This window comes from Nocardiopsis yanglingensis, assembly GCF_045809185.1.
Classification (GTDB): Bacteria; Pseudomonadota; Gammaproteobacteria; order Xanthomonadales; family Xanthomonadaceae; genus Stenotrophomonas; species Stenotrophomonas yanglingensis.
The window spans coordinates 1-18508 of record NZ_JBJNRH010000004.1; the positions used below are offsets into that span (position 1 = coordinate 1).

Genomic DNA, 18508 nt, shown 5'->3' on the forward strand with positions numbered 1-18508 from the left:
AGAGCCGAGATCCTATGTTCGCGGTCAAGCCTGCTGGAAGCAGGTTTGACCCACCTTCAGCATGGCGGGATCGAAATCCTTGCCGCTCTTGAAGACGCCCCAGGCGATCTTGGCCAGCTTTCTGGCCAGGATGTTGAAGCTGGCGGTGCTGCTGTGTCCGCGCTCGCGGATGGCGAGGTAGAGAGGCTTGCCGCCTTTGGATCGGGTCAGGCCCATGGCGGCCATGTAGAGGATCTGGCGCAGGCTGGCATTGCCTCGTTTGGACAATCGGCGTCGGCCGATCCGTGCACCGGACTCGTTGGGTCGCGGATCCAGACCGGTGCAGGCGATCCAAGCGTCGGAGTTGGCCAGCGGCCAGCGGGTGATGTGATGGGTGACGAAGGCAGCCACCGTCGGCCCGATCCCGGGGATGGTCATGATCCGCCGGTACAGGTCGCGCTGTTGGCCGCTGCGACACAGCTGCTGAATCTGCTGGTCCAGCATGGCAATGGCCTCTTTCAGGCTACTGAAAATGCGCCCAAAGAGGGCGGACTCCGATGCCCCCGCGCCCAGAGAGAGATTCAACTTCGCCTTGCTCCGGACCAGACTGTCACGTTGCTGGAGCAGCACGTGCAGCCGCTCCTGCTCGGGCGAGCGAGCGACATGCTCGTGCAGATTGTCGGCCTCTTTGGCGATGTAGCGCGCAATGACCTGGGCATCGCCGGAGTCGGTCTTGCCGCGGCAGGCCACGCCCTTGGCGTAGTGCTTGATATCGCGAGGATTGAGCACGAAGACGGCGTGATCGGCCTTCTGGGCAGCGTGAACCACAAGCTCGTGGTAGCGGTTGGTTGCCTCAACGCCAATACGGGACTTCGCGGGCAGGCTGGACAGCCATTTGTTGATGGCCGAGGCTGAATTGGCGATTCGGATGCTGCCCTTGGTGCCGTGGCACGCCACCACCAGGGTCCTTGAATCGGTATCGATACCGACAGCGTGACGATCTGACATCTGCGCAACTCCCAGCTATTGTTGAAGGGCTGGGGTGGTACCGCACCACGTTGGCTTGCCTACATCGGCGGTCCTCAAAGGCCGCTAGATCCTTTATCGACGTTAAGGTGCGGGATGGGGATCGCTCGGCTCGTCTGTCGGCTGCTACCCGCAGATATCATGTTGACGGTCCCTCCACCCTGGCTCCTACATACCTCGTAGGAGCCGGAAGGAACATACAAGCCATGCTCGGCTTAAGCGCGCAGCGCGGGGTTTCCGCGTACAGGTCGAACAGCAGTCGAGCATGGGCTCGGCTCTACACCTCCGACGGCGCCGCGCGCAGCCCGCTGAACACCGATTCCGCAGCAAACCCCACGCCACCCAGCAGCACGCCGAAATACACCACCGTGGCCACCACGAAGCCATAACCGGCCGCCACCGCCGCGCCATCGCGCTGGATGAAGCCAATCGCAAACGACATCAGCGCCAACGCCGGCAAGGTATTGCTGAAGGGAATCGGCCCGGCCGGCGCCATCAGCAGTAGGGTCGCGAGCACCAGCATCAGGTTGTTCAGGCGCATCATCTTCTTCGAGCGCACCATCACCGCCAGCCGCATCGGCCGCGACAGCCGCTCCATGCGGTACACCCACTTCAGCGCACGGCCCAGGTTGGCCTTCAGCTTGTCGGTGGCGATCTCGCGGCGCGCCAGCTTCTGCGGCACCCACAGCGGGCGGTTGCGTACGCGGCTCAGGCCGATCAGCAGGATCGAGGCACCAAACACCGTACTCAGCCCGGGAATCGACACCGGAATGATGAAGATGGCCGAGAGCAGGATCACGATCAGCAGCAGGCCTTCATCGCCCAACGCGCTGAGCAGGGTGCCGACGCTCACCTGGTCGCCGGGTAGCTCGTCGATCATCTGCTCGATCTGCTCGGCCAGGGGCGCGCTGTCATTGGTTTCGGGGGCACGGTAGGTCATGCGTCGCAAGGTTCTCCAGGGAAGGGCGGTCAATGGGCCGTCCTGCGGTGGGGGGACGCACAGGCTCCCGCAGTATCCCGGCCAACGTGGGCAAAGAGGTGAACCGGGCATGAGGGGTTAAACTGGCGTGCCCCGCACGAGTTGAACGCAATGGACATGGGCCGCAGGCAATCGACCATCGAGCTGGTCGCCATCGACATGGATGGCACCCTGCTGGACCCCACCCACACGCTCACCGCGCGGGCCAAGCAGGCGATCGCGCAGGCGCGCGCGCTGGGCGTGCACATCGTGCTGACCAGCGGTCGTCCGGTTCCGGGCCTGTCACCGTTTCTGCACGAGCTGGGCATCACCGGCAACGATGATTACTGCATCGCCTGCAACGGTGGCCTGGTGCAGCGCATCGGCACGCGCGAGACCGTGGTCGAGTATCCGCTCAGCTTCGACGACTTCCTGTTCTGCGAGCAGGTGGCCCGCGAAGTGGGCGTGCACTTCCAGGCGCTGGACAGCCGGCGCATGTATACGCCCAACCAGGACATCAGCTACTACACCGTGGCCGACTCGCATCTCTCGCGGATGCCCCTGTCCTACCGCCGCGTGGAAGACATGGACCCGTCGATGTCCTTCATCAAACTGATGATGATCGACGCGCCGGACGTACTGGATGCCGCCATCGCGCGCCTGCCCAGCGAACTGACCGAGCGCTTCGCGGTGCTGAAGAGCGCACCGTTCTTCCTGGAAGTGTTCGACCACCGCGCCGGCAAGGGCCCGAGCCTGCAGAAGCTGGCCGAGCATCTGGGCATCGACCGTGCCAACGTGATGGCCATCGGTGACCAGGAGAACGACCTGACCATGCTGCAGTACGCCGGTACCAGCGTGGCGATGGGCAATGCCATCGACGCGGTGAAGGCGGTGGCGCGGTTCGAGACCACCAGCAATGCAGACGAAGGCGTGGCGCGCGCCATTGAGCGTTTCGTCCTGCAGTAACCGCGCGCCCCTATGCCCTGGTAGGTGCCAACCTTGGTTGGCGCACGCACACCGTATGCGCCGACCAAGGCCGGCCTCTACCATGTCCCATCCGCCCTGGTAGGTGCCAACCTTGGTTGGCACACGCAGACGGCAAGCGCCGACCAAGGTCGGCCTCTACCGGGTCCCGTCCGCCTCGGTAGGTGCCAACCTTGGTTGGCACACGCGCACCGTATGCGCCGACCCAGGCTATACCCACGTATAACCCACCCATCCCCATCGCCATCCGCGCTGTACCACCGCGCAATGGCGAATGCGGCACTGCGATGCAAGAATTTCGCACGTCGAAATCACCCCACCGAATCCCGCAGCAGATGATCGCCTTCGTCTGCTGACCGGCGCGCACCGCGCCGCCACTCCCTCAACGCAATCGCATCGCCAGCCAGGGCGCCGACACCGGTGCTGCAACGCGCTGGGCGTGCGCCTGCGCCGCTCTCTCCCTGCACCTGGATCTGCCCATGAACACCCCACCCACGACGCGCCTCGCACTGGCCATCATCACGGCCATCGCCGCACCTGCGTATGCCGCAGAAACGCACGATGCCACACATGACACCCCCACCACCTTGAACGCGCTGCAGGTCATCGCCACGCCACGCGGCGCGGCCGTTGCGCCTACCCAGGTGGTTGGCCCCAACCGCTACATCATCAAGGCTGAAGACCTCGACGCGATGGTCACCGGCAACAATGGCCTGGCCATGCTCAAGCAGGTGCCGGGCGCCAGCTACACCGCCACCGATGGGCTGGGCCTGGATATCTCGGCCACGAGCCTGTTCGTGCGCGGCTTCCGCATGAACGAAATGGGCATCACCTTCGAAGGCGTGCCGCTGAACGACAACGGCTTCCTCTCGCTCACCGGCACCAGCGTGGTGAACGTGGGCGTGTCCGATGGCATCGGCGCGATCACGGTCAGCCCCGGTGGCGCACCGGTCAGCGTGTTCTCCAGCAGCGTCAACGGCGGCAGCCTGGAATACCGCCTGCGCGAGCTGCAGGACACGCCCAGCCTGCGCGTGAAACAGGGCGTGGGCAGCAACAACACGTTGGTCACCACCGTGTCCGGGCAGAGCGGCCAACTCGGTGAGCACGGCCCGAAGGTGCTGGTCGACCTGCAGCGCGTGTCCGCCGACAAGTACCAGGGCGAGGGCACCCAGAACTTCCTGCGCGGCGACCTGAAGCTGCAGCAGGACGTTGCCTGGGGCGACTTCACCGTGTTCCTGTCCGACAGCAAGGCCAAGGTCTGGGGTTACAACAACATTTCGTTCGACATGATCCGCAAGCTGGGCTGGAAGGCCGACATCTTCTATCCCGATTATGCCTGGGCGTGGTACGTGGCCTCGCCGGAGAATGCGGACAAGTCCTGCGGCGCCTATACCTGCGGTGAGCTGTCCGAACTGATCCCGTACGACACCGGCCAGATCACCCGCGACCGCGTGTCCTCGATCAACCATCGCTTCCAGATTACCCCGGCCCTGAGTGGCAACGTGCAGCTGTACAACGCCAACAGCCACACCCAGGCCACGCTGACCGATCCGACCGTGCCGTCGCCCAACGGCGCACCGTTCTCCGAACAGGTGCAGACGCCGCGTGTGAATCGCCTGGGCGGCATGCTCAACCTGCAGTTCGAGACCGGCGCGCACACCTTCACCGCTGGCTTCTGGCAGGAGAAGAGCAAGGCCGCGGCCAAGACCGAGTGGTACCAGCAGCCGCTGCTGGACGAGGGCCCGCCGCTGAAGGCCACCGGCCCGTTCGATGTGTATGGCCCCGCGTTCAAGACCGACAACGCATCGAGCTGGGTGACCCGCTCGCGCCAGTTCTACCTGCAGGACGACATCGTGTTGAACGACACGCTGAAGCTGGGCGTTGGCTTCAAGGCCGTGGACTTCCGCACCAGCGGTGGCGGCCTGGGTGATGCCAAGGACCGGCCGGTGAACGGCACGCTGCGCGCGAAGAGCAACTTCCTGCCGCATGTCTCGCTGTTCTGGAGCCCGACCGAATCCACCGATGCCTTCATCGACCTGGCCAACACCATGAACGGCTACCGCGTGGCCCAGCGCGGCAACATCGGCTACACCGCCTCGGCGTGGACCATCACCGACCAGGAAGAGTTCGACCGCGTGGCCGGCACGCTGCGCCCGGAGAAGAACTGGAACCTGACCGTCGGCGCGTCGCATCGTTTCGACCGGCTGACGATCACCGGCGACGTGTTCTACAACGACATCCGCAACCGCCTGCTGTCGGCCGCCATCGGCACCCAGTTCGCGCAGATCAACACCGTGCGGCTGATGCCGAAGATGCACGTGATCGGCGCCGACCTCGGCATCACCGCCGACCTGACCGACCACCTGCAGTTCTACCAGGGCGTGGCCGTGGCCCGTTCGTACTACGACAGCGATTTCGTGGTGGGCGACACGGTGTACCCGATCAAGGGCAACGCCCAACCGGGCTACCCGCAGATCTCGCTGGTGAGTGATCTTTCCGCGCACTTCGGTGACTGGCGCTTTGGTGCCACCAGCACCTCGTACCTGCGCCAGCCCTTCACCTACGAGAATGACATCCGCGTGCCGACCTTCTGGCAGGTCAACACCTATGCCGCCTACCGCTTCGGTGCGGACAGCGCGGTGCCGGGGCTCGAGCTGCGGCTGGACGTGAGTAATCTGTTCAACCGCCACAACATCGGCACCGCCACCATCGCCGGCTCGTCGTTCTCGGGGGATTACCAGACCCTGCAGCGCAGCGCGCCTCGGCAGCTGATGTTCAGTACCTCGATGGCGTTCTAAGTAGATCCACGCCATGCGTGGATGCACTTGGCGGCCCCCAGGCAGGTGCCCAGATCCGTCCACAAACCCGCCTTGCGCAATCAACAGGGATTTTCTGGCGGCGACGCAAGGTTCCCACAATGTTGCTGGGTCATGCTGTCGGCATGGCTCAGTACAACCCGCGATCACCGTTGTTCGACATCCGGAGCCCGGGACGGCCCCGGCAGGCGCTGTCCGTGGCGCCTGAAATCGACCTGCGGGCCGAGTACCAGTTCTGGCAGGTCTACGAACGCGTGGTCCGCCCGCTGCCCGGCGGAGGGCTGCGTCAGGCCTGGCTGGTCTGCCAGAAGGTGTACCGGGACCGTTGGCAGCATCCGGACGACAGCGACGAGGCGGCGTTGTCGCGGGTGTTGTTCGGCGGGAACATGACGGCTGACCGGGCGTCGGAGCTGGCGGAGCTGCACGCGCTGGTCAGCCGTCGGGTGGCGTTGCTGGCGAAGCGTGGGCGGGTGGATTCCGCCGCCTGATGCGCGGGGGCTGCTCTCGGCGTGCCGAGCTGCCATGACCCGCCCTTGGTGGGGTCGACTGTCAGTCGACCGCTCTTCGTGCCCGGCCGCAGTAAGACACGCGCACTCAGCGCCTATTTGCCTCGGGTGAACATACCAAGGCAATTCCGTCTTTCGGGTACGCCTGCGGGAAGCGGTTGTTCTCACGGCACCAATCCGCGGCCGGAGGCGACAGCCACTCGGTCAGTTCCAGAATCTCATCATGGTGCCTGCGCAAGTTCCAGCCCAGAATCGGCTCGTGGTGAGCAATGCGGTTGCGAAGCACGCGAATGCGAGTCAGTGGTCCAGAGAAGCTCTTCCTCTTCAGTCCTTTTGGTGCACTGGGGTCCGCAATCCGGTGAAGGATCTGCTGCCAAAGGGCCTCGTAGTCCTTGTTGAACATTGTTGTCCAGAAACTGAAGGTGAGACTGGCGACCAAACCGCCTGCTGTTACCGTCTTTCCCGCTCTGACCAATTCGTTGACGGCTTTGGCGACCTGCTCGAGTTGATGAGCAACCTTCAGGGCGCCAGCGCCTCGGCCGTACCACGCCTCGCCCTTGGCCTGGGTCAGAACGGTGTGGATGCGGTTTCGCAGTGCCACTTCCAACGTTTGCAGCGGTGCGTAGAGACTTTCAGACAGGTGCGTATTGCATCCATACAGGGCGATGGCTCGGTCACGATCGCCCCCAGCCCAATCCAGGTAGCGGCCAAAGCGTTCCAGCGAAAGGGCTTCCTCGAATCTGTCATGGCTCATTGCTGCCTGGACGCCTCAACTGATGCCGATTGCAGTGCGCTGCCGTGTGGGGTACGGTGGTGAAGTACACCCCGGTACCGTCTCTGTCCTTCTGGGCATGCGGCCGGGGTATTTTTTTGATTGTTGCTGCTCCCGTGCAGACGAGGGCTCCCGGCAATCAGGCTCATGCATTTCCCCTGTCCAACTGCCGATAGCCAATCGCCTCAGCCAGATGCGCGGTCTGGATCACCTCGCAACCCGCCAGATCAGCAATCGTGCGCGCCACCCGCAGAATCCGGTGCATCGCCCGTGCGGAAAGCTGCAGCCGCTCGATGGCCTGCTCCAACAGATCCTGATCGGCCTCGCTCAGTTTTGTGCAGGCCCGCAGCGCCGCCGGTGGCAGATGGGCATTCAGCCCGCCACGCGCCTGCTGCCGGGCGTGCGCGGCTTCCACCCGCGCACGTACCGCAGCACTGGGCTCACCCAGCGGCGTGCTCTCCCGCAGCTCCACCGCATCCATGCGCGTCACGCTGATATGCAGGTCGATGCGGTCCAGCAACGGACCGGATACCCGCGCACGATAGCGGTTGATCCGTTCATCACTGCACAGGCAGCGATTGCTACGGTCACCGGCCCAGCCACACGGGCAGGGATTCATCGCGGCCACAAGCTGGAAGCGCGCGGGATACTGCACGCTGCGTGCTGCGCGAGCGATGCGGATATGGCCGGATTCCAGTGGTTCGCGCAGCGTCTCCAACGCACTTCGGTTCCACTCTGGAAGCTCATCGAGGAAGAGGACACCGTGATGCGCCAGCGAGATTTCGCCGGGGCACGGCGGATTGCCGCCGCCCACCAGCGCCGCCGCACTCGCGCTGTGATGCGGCGCCCGAAAGGGTCGCTGCCGCCATCGTCTTGGGTCCAACCCTTCGCCACTCACTGACGCAATCGCGGCCAGTTGCAGCGCCTCAGTCTCTTCGGTATCCGGCAACAAGCTGGGTAGGCGCGAGGCCAACAGCGTCTTGCCGCAGCCAGGGCTGCCGATCAACAACAGATGGTGCCCACCGGCGGCAGCCACTTCCAATGCGCGCCGAGCATGCGCCTGCCCGCGCACGTCGGCCAGATCCGGCAGCGGCAAGGGCGTCGTGTCCACGCGCTCCACGGGCGGCAGCAGGCGCGGATTGCCCAGCCCGGCGCAGCACTCCAGCAGCGTGCGCGCCACACGCACATCAGCGTGCTCGGCCAGCGCCGCCTCGGCGGCATTCCCTGGCGGCACCACCAGAATGCGCCCGGCTTCTGCCGCCGCAATCGCCGCCGGCAGCGCTCCGGCTACCGGCCGCAGTTCACCGGTCAGGCCAAGCTCGCCCAGGAATTCGTACTGCAGCAGCGACTGCGGATCGACCTGGCCGCTGGCCGCCAGAATGCCCAAGGCAATCGCCAGGTCGTAGCGACCACCCTCCTTGGGCAAGTCGGCAGGCGCGAGATTCAACGTGATGCGTCGCTGCGGAAAGTCGAAGCGTGCGCAGAGCAGGGCGGCACGGACGCGCTCGCGCGACTCGCGTACGCTGGTCTCGGCCAAGCCCACGATCTGGGTAACGGGCAGGCCACCGGAGAGATGCACTTCCACCCGCACCAACGGGGCATCAACCCCGGCGCGGGCACGGCTGTGGACCAGCGCCAGGCTCATGTTTGGGTTCCTGCAGAGAGACGCTTGATGGTGCGGCAGGCGCGCTGCGCAGGGATATCGGGGATTGCTGGCGACGCAGCTAGGAGGATTCCGACAGGTGCCTGGAGCGAGCTTTCTCCCTTCGGGGCACCCAGTCTCTGCAACGTGAGCGCCGGAACTCGCCCGGTATCAAGTGGATCGACGTTGATCAGCCAGAACCGCTGCCATCAGCCCATCCGCGGCCCCTGCCGGCTCTCTTCATGCTGCCGCTCCTGCGCTTGCGCCAGCTGCTGCGACTGCTCCCGGTCCTGAGCGCCGAGGCTCCGGTTGGCCGCTGCATACTGCTGCTCCGGTGCGATTGCCAAGGCGTCCTGTGTTGGCATCTGCACCCGGTTGGCGGCGGGGTCCGAGGACGCGCCCGGCCCGGAGCGCGTCACGAACAGCGTGGTACCCGCAGCACGGGTTTCGGTGGCTTCACTCAATGCCATGTCTACTGTGTCGCCGGGCTTGAACCCGGCGTCTGCCGCAAGCCGGTAGGCGCTGGCCAGCAGGCGGTCGCTGCTCTGGTCCCACGGCTTGTTGTTCCTTTCATCCAGCATGGCTACCGACGAGCGCAACTGCTCCAGCAGCCCGCTGCCATCCGGGCGCAGGACTGAGCTGTGGTCTCGGTGTACGTCAGCGTCGTGCTGCGTGGCAGGCCTGGAGGTGTGTGGCGAAGGTGCGTTCGGTGCGACACCCGCAGGTTGTTGCTCCTGCTCTGAGGTCGTGCGCTGCACGTGTGCCTGTGCAATCTCCTCTGGCGTGGTGACGGAAACGATCTGCATGCGCTCGTCATCTTTCCCAGCCAGTGTGGCCAGCGAGCCATCCTTCTGCACCTGCAGCGTGAACGTGCCGAAGCTGGGCACGGCGCGCGCGTGATCCTGGGCAACGGCGGCTACAGCGTCATCAATCTCTTCGGCACTACGCACAATGCCAGCGCTACGGTAGGCATCCACCACCTGGTTGCGCAGGCCGTACTCGGTTGGCGTGGGATTGGCCCGGGCGATGTCGGCCATGGATGTCAGCTCCTGCACGCCGACCTGCTGGCTCTGGCGCGTACGATTGAGCTCCTCGATGATCCTGCCCTCGGCCGGGTTGGTGCCATACACCCAACCCGGCGTTTGCCACTGCCCGTTGGCGTCCTGTGTGTACTTCTCGCCGTTGGAGGCGCGCAGGGGCTGCGTCTGGGTCAGCGCGTTGGTGATCACCTCCGGTACCGGCTCAATGGTGGCGAACTCGTGCCAGTTGTACTGGTTGAACGCCACCTGGTAACGGGCGGCGAGCGCCTCCGGCGTGTTCAAGGCGTTCTGGGCAATGATGCGCTGCGATTCTCGTTCCAGTTGGCCGGACTTTTCCGGGCCGACGGGCACGCTGTAGTCAAAGGGGACGCGACCATCAATCATTGAGTGGATGGAGAGGTTCCATTCGCCGTTGTGCGGATTGCGCACGTAGTGGCGGTTGGTTTCAAACGGCTCGCGCGGCGGCGTGCTCTCGCCGCCTGCATCGAGCTTGAAGGGGTTCTGCGGCCTGGGCAGGTTGGCCATGCCCAGTGAATATGAGTCGTTGGCGGCTTTGTAGTTCAGCTCGTCCACCAGCCGGCCACCGGCGACCATCGTGATCTCGCGGTAGCTTCCGTCGGGCTGCGGTGTGCGCACGCTGCGGCTCCAGGTGCCCTCTGAATCCTCCGGGTCGCGGCTCCATTCGTTGCCACTGCGGTCCACCTGGGTGTAAACGGCTTTCTTGTCCTGGTACTGGGCCCAGTACTCACCGGCGAAGCCGCCGGCCACGCCGCCCAGCAGTCCGGTAGCCAGCGCACCTGGCCCGGTCCACGAGCCGGTAACGACTCCGTACCCTGCGCCCAACAGGAAGCCGCCGCCAAAGCCGCCCGCGGTGCGCCCCACGAAGTGGGTGGCCGCAGATTTTGCGCCGGCGTCGTTGCCCTCGCTGCGCAACTCGGCCACGCGGTGGCCGGTGATGGCGAAGTCCACCGCCAGTGCGGCAACACCCGCGGCCCCGAGTACGCGCGCGCCGGTGATCTGTCCGCGCGCGGCGGCAGCTTCGGCGGCGCCTTCCGCAGCGCCAGCGCGCCCAGCAGAGCCGGCCAGTTCCGGAGCCGTGGTTGTCGGGCCAGGGCGCACGATGGTCAGTGGCATCTCCGGGTTGAACGCCGTACGCACGCGGGCCGCGGTGTGCTCGCTCAGCGGCAGGCGGCCGCCCTGGTTGGCCTCCTGGATTGCGGTGCCCAACGATGCGCGGCCCCCCCAGCGCTCGCTCAGGGTGGAGTTGCCGGATTGGTCGATGGCATCCAGCGCCGCCGTCACGTTGGCTTCGGAGTGGATGACGCCGCGCCAGCGCAACTCGGACGGGTTGAGGGTCTTCAGTTCCGCAATCTGCGCGGCGTGGGTGCGCTGGTAGCCGTCCAGATCGGCGAAGAAGGTGCGGATCCTGGCGTTGGCTTCGGCCGGGGTCATGTTCTCCGGCGTGTTGGTGACCAGGTCGCCGTTGAGGATGCCGGCGCGAAGCGTGAACTCCAGGTTCTGGATGCGGGCACCCATACGCTCGGCGGCGGCAGCGCGCACATCCGGCGCAGAATCCTTCGCCAACAGCGCTCGGCCATCGTAGGTTTCTGCGAGGTCGTCGAGAACGAACTTCAGTTGATCCGAGTACGCACTCAACGGGCCGCCCGAGTGCGGCGATATACCCAACCGGGTTGCCAGCGCGGGGTTCGCGGGCAGGTTGAGGATGTTGTCGGAACCGTGGAGCGTGAAATGACCACTCCTGGCAAGCGACTTCAGCAGCTGGCTTTGTTCGAACGCATTCTGTTCGATCAGATGGTGTCCCTGGAAAACCGGTGTGTCGGCCATGCGCACCACCTCATTCAAGAATCCGTTTGAAGGAGCTCGTCCTAGAGATCGGCTACATCGCGCAGCCGTACGCCGGAGAAGTTGGCGGCATTCAATGCATCAAACATCGCGCGGTCGCAGATGGGCGGTGCGCCCATGCGATCCTGGCGGAAGATATGGGCATCGCCCACAACGTCCTTTTTGAACACCAGGCTGGCGCCGCCGACAAGGCTGTAAAGCTTCTCGTCCTTGCCGGTCTGATAATTGTGGTCGAGCTTGATTCTCACGCGGGACGAGGCTTCATCCAGAGCGTCGAGCCTGCGCAGCACATTGCCCAGGTAGTACTGAGGCCCGGGGCTGCCGTCGGCAAGGCTGAAGTCGCAGGCCACAAAGGCAAACGCCTGGGGGTCCATCTGCTCAAATAGCTGCTTCAACGGCTCCGACACAATCCAGATGCCAGCGAGCTCTTCCAGATCGCGTGGCATTGCGCCCTTCTCGGGCACATGAACCAGGTGGGGGCGCTCCGGATACTGGCCTGGCGTTCCATCAGGACGCGAGATGACATTCATCCCCGGATCGATCAGCTTGTCTTCGTTGGCGATCTCTATACCGGGAACCCCGCCGTTGCTCAGCAAGCCTGCGTCGATCAGGAAGAATTCGCCCTTGTGAGATGCGGCTTCGGCTGAAACTTCAGTGGCGGTCAATTCGGTCACGGGGGCTTCCATCATGGATGCGGGGGCAGAACGGGAAAAACCGTTGAGCCGATGCTAGCGGGGCTTCTGCGCAGCCACAAGTTGTGCCGAAGCGGTGCCGGGGGCACGTGATTCACACGGCTCTTTTGGGATTTCGGAACAATGCCGAGGATGATGCTGCCATTCCTTCCACTGCCTGCAATGGTCTGCTGGATAGGCGGAATGACGAGGGAGATTCCAACCGAGGGTGGCCTGGGTCGCTGAACACGCAGCGCTGGTCATCAGGCACCGACCTGTCAAGGCGCCCAAGCCGTGCCTCAACCCACGAAGGCCCCGCACTTTCCACCAGCAACCGCCCCTGGCTCTGGTGCAGAATCCAGCCAACGCTCGAAGCTGGTGCGCAGACGCTCGATGTCCGGCGCCCGCCACCGTGCATCGGCAGGCATGCGGATCAGCACGCGCGAGGGCGCGTTCTCCACGTCCATCACCAGCACACCCTTGCACCGGATCTCGAAGGACGTCGCCCCGGCGTGGCGCGCGTGCAGTTCAAAGCCCTCGTGGGCCTTCGCGGTCACAAAGCCGAGCGCATCACTGTGCAGCAGGCGGTAATCGGCCGGCCGCAGCTTCTGGTAGGCCCACACCTGATCGCCCGCAGGCTCGGGCCACCCCATCCACACCGCCGCCATGATCGAGGCGCACACCGCCGCAGCGGCAAGGCCGTGGTTCTTCATTTGTCACCCCAGACACAGGCAGAAACGTGCGCGCCACAAGCGCGCTCAGTCCTTGGGCCGTACCCGTTCGTGGATGAACGCGGTAAGCGCCAGATCGGCCATCACCAGCCCCTCCATCACCCGGTCGCCGACGTACTGTTCGGGCTCACCGTTCTGGCGCGTGCGCTCGGCCGCCAGCAGGATCTCCTGCACGATGCGCTGGCCGGTGAGCGCGCAGTCGGCGTCGGACAACGCCATCTGCCGGCTGCGCAGGTGATGCCGCTCGGGCCAGGGCTGGCCGTCGGCAGCAGCGCCCGCGCCGATGGCGTGCAGGATGGCGATGAGGCTGTTGGGGTCCAGGGCCGGAGCGGCTGAGGGCGCTTCCTTTATGGGGCGAGGGGGAGGGGAGTGCGGTGTGGTCATGGCGGGCTCCGTGCATGCAGGCGGAAGCCGCCACCGATAAAGGTGGCGGGCAGAGCGTGGCTCGAAAACCGGTGTGTGATGATCGCCGGTGGGCACGAGGCCCCCACGCCCCGCCCGCCATAGCCGGCAGACGGATTGCCAGCCGGCACCACGCAAGGTGATGCCGGCTGGCAAGCGCAAACTTCATCACAACAACGGGTTTTCGAGTCCCGACCACCGATGCACGGTGGCGCAGTAACGATTACCTGCTGTTGTTCGGAATGCCAACGGGTTGGGGTCAATGCCGCCAAAACCCGAGACGCTTTTGGCATTGTCGCATAGCACCGGAAGCGGCGAGAGCCTTGGCGTGCTAGGCGGAACGGAACTTCTGGAACGGAGTCGTCAGATCCTTCCGTCAGAGATGCAGGGCAGGGCAAATGCGACAACATTGGTCCTACGGCCACTGATGGGTGCCGCGTACTTCGCCTCCAGGCGTGAGTGACTTTCTGCCTATTGACCCGACAAGGCGTCACGCAGAATCTGACTACTGCTGTAGTCACTCGGAACTGTCCTGCCCGTAGCAGGAAGGCTCTGCGGCGTTTGAACGGATTCCACCCACTGGCGCAGGCCAAAACAAGGATCACTGCACGTGTTACGCCGCAATCGACTTCTTCTGTCTGCGGGTCTGGTCCCGCTTCCGTGGTTCCTGTTCTGGACCAGCGTTGCCGCCGTGTTCGCGCCGGGCTACAACCCGCTTGCACAGCACGCCAGCGAGCTGCTGCAGGCACCAACGCTTGCAAGCATCTGCGCCAGGATTGCCCCCATCGGCTGCGGCGTGGGCTTCGTGGCGTTTGCCATCGGGGTATGGCGGGAGTCCGGTCGCCGGATTGCCGTAGGCGCGATCTGCTGGATGATCTTTGGCATCTCCATGCTGACCAACGGGCTCTGGCCCATGGGCCATCCGATGCACGGCTTCTACACCATCGGTATCGCAAACATCATTGCACCGGCGATGTCGCACATCGAGATGAGCGCGTGGTCTGCCAACCGAAGGGCGTATGCCGTGACCGCTTTGGTGAGCATCGCGGGCATCGTCTATCTCTGGTTGAACGTGGTGGGCGCGGATCCGGAGGGGTTCAGGGGGCTGACACAGCGCGTGTTTTCATCGATCAACTCGCTGTGGCCGTTCCTGGTTGCGCTATGTCTGCTGCGCAGGGGTTCAAGCATCCTGAAGGCGCAGCCTGAGCACTGATCGGCGGGCATGCAGGAACATGGATGGCCGTTGAGGTTGGGGAGCTTAGAAGGGAAGAGCATCTTTCGCCGCTAGCTGATCCACGTTCAAGTGTACTAGGACCAATCGCCGAGAGAATATCCGATTTCCTGTGTCCGGGCGCTGGCGCCTCTCGAGCACTTCAATCGGTGAAGAGTAATAATTGCCGCAGCATCTGTCGATTCCGAAATTCCATGCCCTCATCTCACAGTTTCAGTTATTCCCGTTCGCCGTGTTCTCCCTGTAATCGCTTCTATGTCTTGAACGCATTGCCGGAAGATGAATCTTTCACCAGTAACCAGACCTTGGAGAACATCCTCGATGAGGTGCTTGCACAAGGTCATGAAAGCTACTGCCAGGCCAGCGATCTAGCACAACAGTTGGCGTGTCCAGACCGCGCTTCGTTCGATGCATCGATCCAGCGGATCAGCGTCGATGTTCGTGATGGTGGGATGCCGATGGTGTTCATTCACGGGCACGGCAACAAGACTGACGGATTGCGGCTAGCGTCGGGAACATATGTACCCTGGTCAGCCTACTTAGATTCCCTAATGTGCATCACGACAGCCACTGGAGGTGAGCTCACAGTGATCGCAGCGTTCTGCCATTCAATGGAGATCGTCCCACTGCTGCCGAACACCGGAAGATTGCCGTTCTCTTTCTACTATGGATACGACGGGACAATCACCGCTGGAGAAGTGCATGACGAGACGGAAATGCTCTATCGCGGGTTCTTCAGGGATGGTGGTAGAGCCGGGACAGATCCGACCGCCCGTCTAAAGCACTACAGCGAGTTCGATCACGTCGAGGAGGTTTTGCGCCAATTCTTAGCACTCTATGGCGCGCACGACGAGAAAAGGGCTGCTTATCCAATGCTGTCGAAGCGAAAAATTCTTAAGAGCACAGAGCAGCATTTCCTAGCCCAAGGAGAACCGCTAGGAGGCGTTCGCAAGAATGTGATTGATGCGATCGGTGGCGCCGCACTAGTGAATGAGGTGCTTGGAAAGTTCATGTATGAAACCGACCGTCGCTCGCGGCTCATTCGCGAAGTCATTCAGTGGCATGGGCAGATTAAGGATGCTTTGAACAAACCTCCAAGCGGCGCCGGCCGCTAGCCGACAACTTGCGTCGTCAGCTGAAGGCGCACGGCGCGTTGGCGAAGATACTTGAAGTGGTGAACGCGAACCTAGCCAATAAATGCGAGAACCCGCACGCGAGCAAGGCCGTGGATGCCACGATCATCCCACGTGCCCAGCCCTACTAAGAACGCCGCCAAGGCGCGTCATCCTGAGGTGCAGCAAGCCCTCAAAGGCAACCAGTGGTGCTTCGGCGAGAGGACGCGTGCAAGTTTACATAGAAAAATTGTCTAGTTCCCCTGCATCACTTGGGTTCGTGACATCACAACAATTACGCCTGCAATGTGGTGCCTTTTACTGAGGTCAATTTCGTCATAGTCGATCCCAGGAACTACCTCGCCGTACTGCTCAAGACTGACCCTTACCACGGATACGTCCGAGCTAATACCTGTCATTCCGGTCACCTCTTCGAGGAAGCTCTCATACTTGCGCTTAAGCGCAGTTTCACGATTCTGAACTTGAGTAAGATTCGTCCGCTTGTACAAATGGAATGCGGCGAACGCCGTAAATTCAAGGACACTGGCGCCTGTTTCTCCCGTTGCATTCAAGAAGCACAGGTTGCGCCTCAGGTCTTCAAGTACCAACTCCTTGGCAGGATTGAAGCCCTTGACTTCGATGGCGCACAACGGCTGATGGCCCCAGCAGCCACTATTGATCTTCTCGGTGTAGACGGTGACGTCGATTCGCCCTTTTCTATCTACATTTGGCTGGCTTCGCCGCAGAATCATCTTTCCGCCAAACCTACCTTGTCCGTTGCGGGCGATAGGCTTTAGGCAGTCCTTGGCAAAGGTCTCGGCGTCTCGTTCAACTCTGATGACATACGGATCGGCGGCCGGGGCGTTAAGCTCCGCAATTGCTTTGGCCACTTCTACGGTAAAAAGATACTCCGCGGCGATTGGCTCAGAAATGGCGTCGGTGAATAGCTCGGTCTGCCTACACGCCGACTTCATTGCCTGCTCGATCTTGTTAAGAATTTTCGTGCGGTGTTCCATTCTTTTCCTGAGTATCACGCTTGGGGGCTACTTGAAGGTCATTCTACGAGTGTTGAACTTGCTACCCAATCGCATGCCGGACGCTGCATTCCCTCCGGCCTAGAGATGCGCGCTCTGGGCAGTGGTCGAGGTTTATCTTGGTTTTAGAGCCTCCGTCAAGATTGACGCCCGGGTACCTTGTCGACCATGAGCAGGGTGTCCAATGGAAACGGGTAGAACGGCTCAATGACGACGATTAGCTTGACGCTGCGGAGAGAGGACTTGGATCTCTGCAGAGGACGGTTGGCGAGACGAATGCTCACAGATCCCTCGATCAATTGATGATCTCCCCACTCCCCGAAGCAACAAACGCCTTCAACTGCCGAACGAACTCCGCGTCGTAGGCTTCCCACTCCGTAACCTCCCCAACCACCCGCAACGGCTGCGCACTTCGATACGACCGCGTTGGGTTCCCGGGAAACTTCTTGTTGGTCACATTCGGGTCGTCTTCAAACGGCCCGGTCGGCTCCACCACATACACGCGCGGACGCCCCCGGCCCTGGGCCATCTCCGCAGCCAACCCGGCGCCCTTGGCAATCGTGGTGAAGTAGATGTGGTTCATCACCACGCTGTCGCGATAGTTGGAGCGGAAGCCTGCGCTCAGCAGCTCGCCCACCGCCAGATCACCGCGGGTGCCGTGATAGAACGGCCCGGCGACCTGGTCGCAGGTGTCATGCGAAACGGGTGTCCATTCGGTGTCCTGTGCCATCGGCACTGCCCCTGCGTGTCCTGCCGGATCGACAGGCCGGCGAGTCTAGGGCGTCCGGTGGGCCTTGCTGCAAGGCCCCATCCGGGAAATACTCTGTAGTGGGAGGCGCGGTGCGCCTCCTCTTTCATTCTGCGGCGCCGCGCCCTTCCAGCTCGCGCACGGCGGTTTCCAGCGCATCCAGCTTTTGGCGGGTCTTCAGCAGCACGGCGCGCTGCACTTCGAACTCCTCGCGGGTGACCAGGTCCAGCTTGGCCAGGCCGGCCTGCAGCGCGCTCTTGAAGGTGGCCTGCAGTTCCTCGCGCGATTCGCGCAGGCCCGGGGGCACCAGGTCGCTGAGGCGACGGGCGAGGTCATCGATTTGATTCAGGTCGATCATGGGGTACTCCGTGGGGGTGGGCCCGTGCATCCGGCGCGGGCAGGCCGATCGGGCACAAGGATACTGCTGGCACCCACTGCCCGGACAGGCCGCAGCGGCTTCGCACGGGCCGCGTTCAGGCGCTATCCTCCACGCCGGAAGACAGGAGATAGACGATGAAGATGGTCATGGCGGTGATCAAGCCGTTCAAGCTCGACGACGTGCGCGAAGCGCTGGCCGAGCGTGGGGTCACCGGGATCACGGTGACGGAAGTGAAGGGCTTTGGTCGCCAGAAGGGCCATACCGAGCTGTACCGTGGCGCGGAGTATGTGGTCGACTTCCTGCCGAAGGTGAAGCTGGAAGTGGCGGTGACCGATGACCAGGTGGAGGCCGTGGTTGAGGCCATCGTGAAAGCGGCCGGCACCGGGAAGATTGGTGACGGCAAGGTGTTTGTGTACGACCTGGGCAGTGTGGTGCGTATTCGTACCGGTGAGCTTGACGCGGACGCGCTGTAGCCCGTTCGGCGGGATGTTGTAGAGCCGAGCCGATGCTCGGCTGCATTTCGCGCGATGCAGGAACAGCAGCCGAGCGTGGGCTCGGCTCTACAATGAGCGTAAAGCGGTCGAGCAAGCTCGACTCTACGACCGGGATCGGGC

The 18508-nt window shown here is 63.3% G+C and carries 17 protein-coding genes; 6 read left to right on the top strand and 11 right to left on the bottom strand.

Annotated features, from left to right (window positions below; all coding sequences use genetic code 11):
* Positions 1-24: 24 nt before the first annotated feature.
* Together ACJ7C5_RS07575 and ACJ7C5_RS07580 are read right to left on the bottom strand one after the other, a co-directional pair.
* Positions 25-987, bottom strand: a complete 963-nt coding sequence (locus ACJ7C5_RS07575) for an IS110 family transposase (protein ID WP_088026673.1) — start codon at positions 985-987, stop codon at positions 25-27.
* Positions 988-1282: 295 nt separating this feature from the next.
* The gene (locus ACJ7C5_RS07580) at positions 1283-1945 is read right to left on the bottom strand and encodes an exopolysaccharide biosynthesis protein (RefSeq protein WP_412703543.1); all 663 of its coding nucleotides are present in this window, start codon (positions 1943-1945) and stop codon (positions 1283-1285) included.
* Positions 1946-2101: 156 nt separating this feature from the next.
* On the opposite strand from ACJ7C5_RS07580, the gene yidA reads away from it, so the two are divergent.
* The 3 genes from yidA to ACJ7C5_RS07595 all read left to right on the top strand — a co-directional run bounded on the left by yidA (position 2102) and on the right by ACJ7C5_RS07595 (position 6251).
* On the top strand, positions 2102-2929 hold the full coding sequence (yidA, locus tag ACJ7C5_RS07585; RefSeq protein ID WP_412703544.1) for a sugar-phosphatase: 828 nt from the start codon (positions 2102-2104) through the stop codon (positions 2927-2929).
* A 497-nt stretch (positions 2930-3426) separates the two neighbouring features.
* On the top strand, positions 3427-5745 hold the full coding sequence (locus tag ACJ7C5_RS07590; protein WP_412703545.1) for a TonB-dependent receptor: 2319 nt from the start codon (positions 3427-3429) through the stop codon (positions 5743-5745).
* 119 nt (positions 5746-5864) lie between these two features.
* Positions 5865-6251: a hypothetical protein gene (locus ACJ7C5_RS07595; protein WP_412703546.1), complete on the top strand. Its 387-nt coding sequence runs from the start codon at positions 5865-5867 to the stop codon at positions 6249-6251.
* 106 nt (positions 6252-6357) lie between these two features.
* Here the strand turns inward: ACJ7C5_RS07595 and ACJ7C5_RS07600 are convergent, their stop codons facing one another.
* The 6 genes from ACJ7C5_RS07600 to ACJ7C5_RS07625 form a co-directional block, all read right to left on the bottom strand.
* Positions 6358-7023, bottom strand: coding sequence for an Abi family protein (locus ACJ7C5_RS07600; RefSeq protein ID WP_412703547.1), 666 nt, complete (start codon positions 7021-7023; stop codon positions 6358-6360).
* A 163-nt stretch (positions 7024-7186) separates the two neighbouring features.
* A complete protein-coding gene (locus tag ACJ7C5_RS07605; RefSeq protein ID WP_412703548.1) occupies positions 7187-8686 on the bottom strand; it encodes a YifB family Mg chelatase-like AAA ATPase in 1500 nt (499 codons plus the stop codon).
* Between the two features lie 206 nt (positions 8687-8892).
* Positions 8893-11568, bottom strand: coding sequence for an XVIPCD domain-containing protein (locus tag ACJ7C5_RS07610; RefSeq protein WP_412703549.1), 2676 nt, complete (start codon positions 11566-11568; stop codon positions 8893-8895).
* 41 nt (positions 11569-11609) lie between these two features.
* Positions 11610-12260 (bottom strand): imm11 family protein, encoded by a 651-nt coding sequence (locus ACJ7C5_RS07615; RefSeq protein ID WP_412703550.1) that lies wholly within the window; start codon positions 12258-12260, stop codon positions 11610-11612.
* 296 nt (positions 12261-12556) lie between these two features.
* On the bottom strand, positions 12557-12970 hold the full coding sequence (locus ACJ7C5_RS07620; protein ID WP_412703551.1) for a hypothetical protein: 414 nt from the start codon (positions 12968-12970) through the stop codon (positions 12557-12559).
* Positions 12971-13015: 45 nt separating this feature from the next.
* A complete protein-coding gene (locus ACJ7C5_RS07625; protein WP_412703552.1) occupies positions 13016-13372 on the bottom strand; it encodes a hypothetical protein in 357 nt (118 codons plus the stop codon).
* Between the two features lie 628 nt (positions 13373-14000).
* Here ACJ7C5_RS07625 and ACJ7C5_RS07630 point away from each other — a divergent pair.
* Both ACJ7C5_RS07630 and ACJ7C5_RS07635 read left to right on the top strand, forming a co-directional pair.
* Positions 14001-14603 (top strand): DUF998 domain-containing protein, encoded by a 603-nt coding sequence (locus tag ACJ7C5_RS07630; RefSeq protein WP_412703553.1) that lies wholly within the window; start codon positions 14001-14003, stop codon positions 14601-14603.
* A gap of 278 nt (positions 14604-14881) precedes the next feature.
* Complete coding sequence (locus ACJ7C5_RS07635) at positions 14882-15736, top strand: hypothetical protein (RefSeq protein WP_412703554.1); 855 nt, start codon at positions 14882-14884, stop codon at positions 15734-15736.
* 251 nt (positions 15737-15987) lie between these two features.
* Here ACJ7C5_RS07635 and ACJ7C5_RS07640 read toward each other — a convergent pair whose 3' ends face one another.
* The 3 genes from ACJ7C5_RS07640 to ubiK form a co-directional block, all read right to left on the bottom strand.
* Positions 15988-16749, bottom strand: a complete 762-nt coding sequence (locus ACJ7C5_RS07640; RefSeq protein WP_412703555.1) for a hypothetical protein — start codon at positions 16747-16749, stop codon at positions 15988-15990.
* Between the two features lie 313 nt (positions 16750-17062).
* Positions 17063-17497 (bottom strand): NAD(+)--rifampin ADP-ribosyltransferase, encoded by a 435-nt coding sequence (gene arr, locus ACJ7C5_RS07645; RefSeq protein ID WP_412703556.1) that lies wholly within the window; start codon positions 17495-17497, stop codon positions 17063-17065.
* Between the two features lie 124 nt (positions 17498-17621).
* Positions 17622-17873 (bottom strand): ubiquinone biosynthesis accessory factor UbiK, encoded by a 252-nt coding sequence (ubiK, locus tag ACJ7C5_RS07650; protein WP_005419983.1) that lies wholly within the window; start codon positions 17871-17873, stop codon positions 17622-17624.
* A 155-nt stretch (positions 17874-18028) separates the two neighbouring features.
* On the opposite strand from ubiK, the gene ACJ7C5_RS07655 reads away from it, so the two are divergent.
* Complete coding sequence (locus ACJ7C5_RS07655) at positions 18029-18367, top strand: P-II family nitrogen regulator (protein WP_005411374.1); 339 nt, start codon at positions 18029-18031, stop codon at positions 18365-18367.
* Positions 18368-18508: the final 141 nt, after the last annotated feature.

Bases quoted from the DNA above. Each gene is read 5' to 3' on its own strand.
- ACJ7C5_RS07575 (WP_088026673.1), bottom strand. From the start codon at position 987: ATGTCAGATCGTCACGCTGTCGGTATCGATACCGATTCAAGGACCCTG.
- ACJ7C5_RS07580 (WP_412703543.1), bottom strand. From the start codon at position 1,945: ATGACCTACCGTGCCCCCGAAACCAATGACAGCGCGCCCCTGGCCGAG.
- yidA (WP_412703544.1), top strand. From the start codon at position 2,102: ATGGGCCGCAGGCAATCGACCATCGAGCTGGTCGCCATCGACATGGAT.
- ACJ7C5_RS07590 (WP_412703545.1), top strand. From the start codon at position 3,427: ATGAACACCCCACCCACGACGCGCCTCGCACTGGCCATCATCACGGCC.
- ACJ7C5_RS07595 (WP_412703546.1), top strand. From the start codon at position 5,865: ATGTTGCTGGGTCATGCTGTCGGCATGGCTCAGTACAACCCGCGATCA.
- ACJ7C5_RS07600 (WP_412703547.1), bottom strand. From the start codon at position 7,023: ATGAGCCATGACAGATTCGAGGAAGCCCTTTCGCTGGAACGCTTTGGC.
- ACJ7C5_RS07605 (WP_412703548.1), bottom strand. From the start codon at position 8,686: ATGAGCCTGGCGCTGGTCCACAGCCGTGCCCGCGCCGGGGTTGATGCC.
- ACJ7C5_RS07610 (WP_412703549.1), bottom strand. From the start codon at position 11,568: ATGGCCGACACACCGGTTTTCCAGGGACACCATCTGATCGAACAGAAT.
- ACJ7C5_RS07620 (WP_412703551.1), bottom strand. From the start codon at position 12,970: ATGAAGAACCACGGCCTTGCCGCTGCGGCGGTGTGCGCCTCGATCATG.
- ACJ7C5_RS07625 (WP_412703552.1), bottom strand. From the start codon at position 13,372: ATGACCACACCGCACTCCCCTCCCCCTCGCCCCATAAAGGAAGCGCCC.
- ACJ7C5_RS07640 (WP_412703555.1), bottom strand. From the start codon at position 16,749: ATGGAACACCGCACGAAAATTCTTAACAAGATCGAGCAGGCAATGAAG.
- arr (WP_412703556.1), bottom strand. From the start codon at position 17,497: ATGGCACAGGACACCGAATGGACACCCGTTTCGCATGACACCTGCGAC.
- ubiK (WP_005419983.1), bottom strand. From the start codon at position 17,873: ATGATCGACCTGAATCAAATCGATGACCTCGCCCGTCGCCTCAGCGAC.
- ACJ7C5_RS07655 (WP_005411374.1), top strand. From the start codon at position 18,029: ATGAAGATGGTCATGGCGGTGATCAAGCCGTTCAAGCTCGACGACGTG.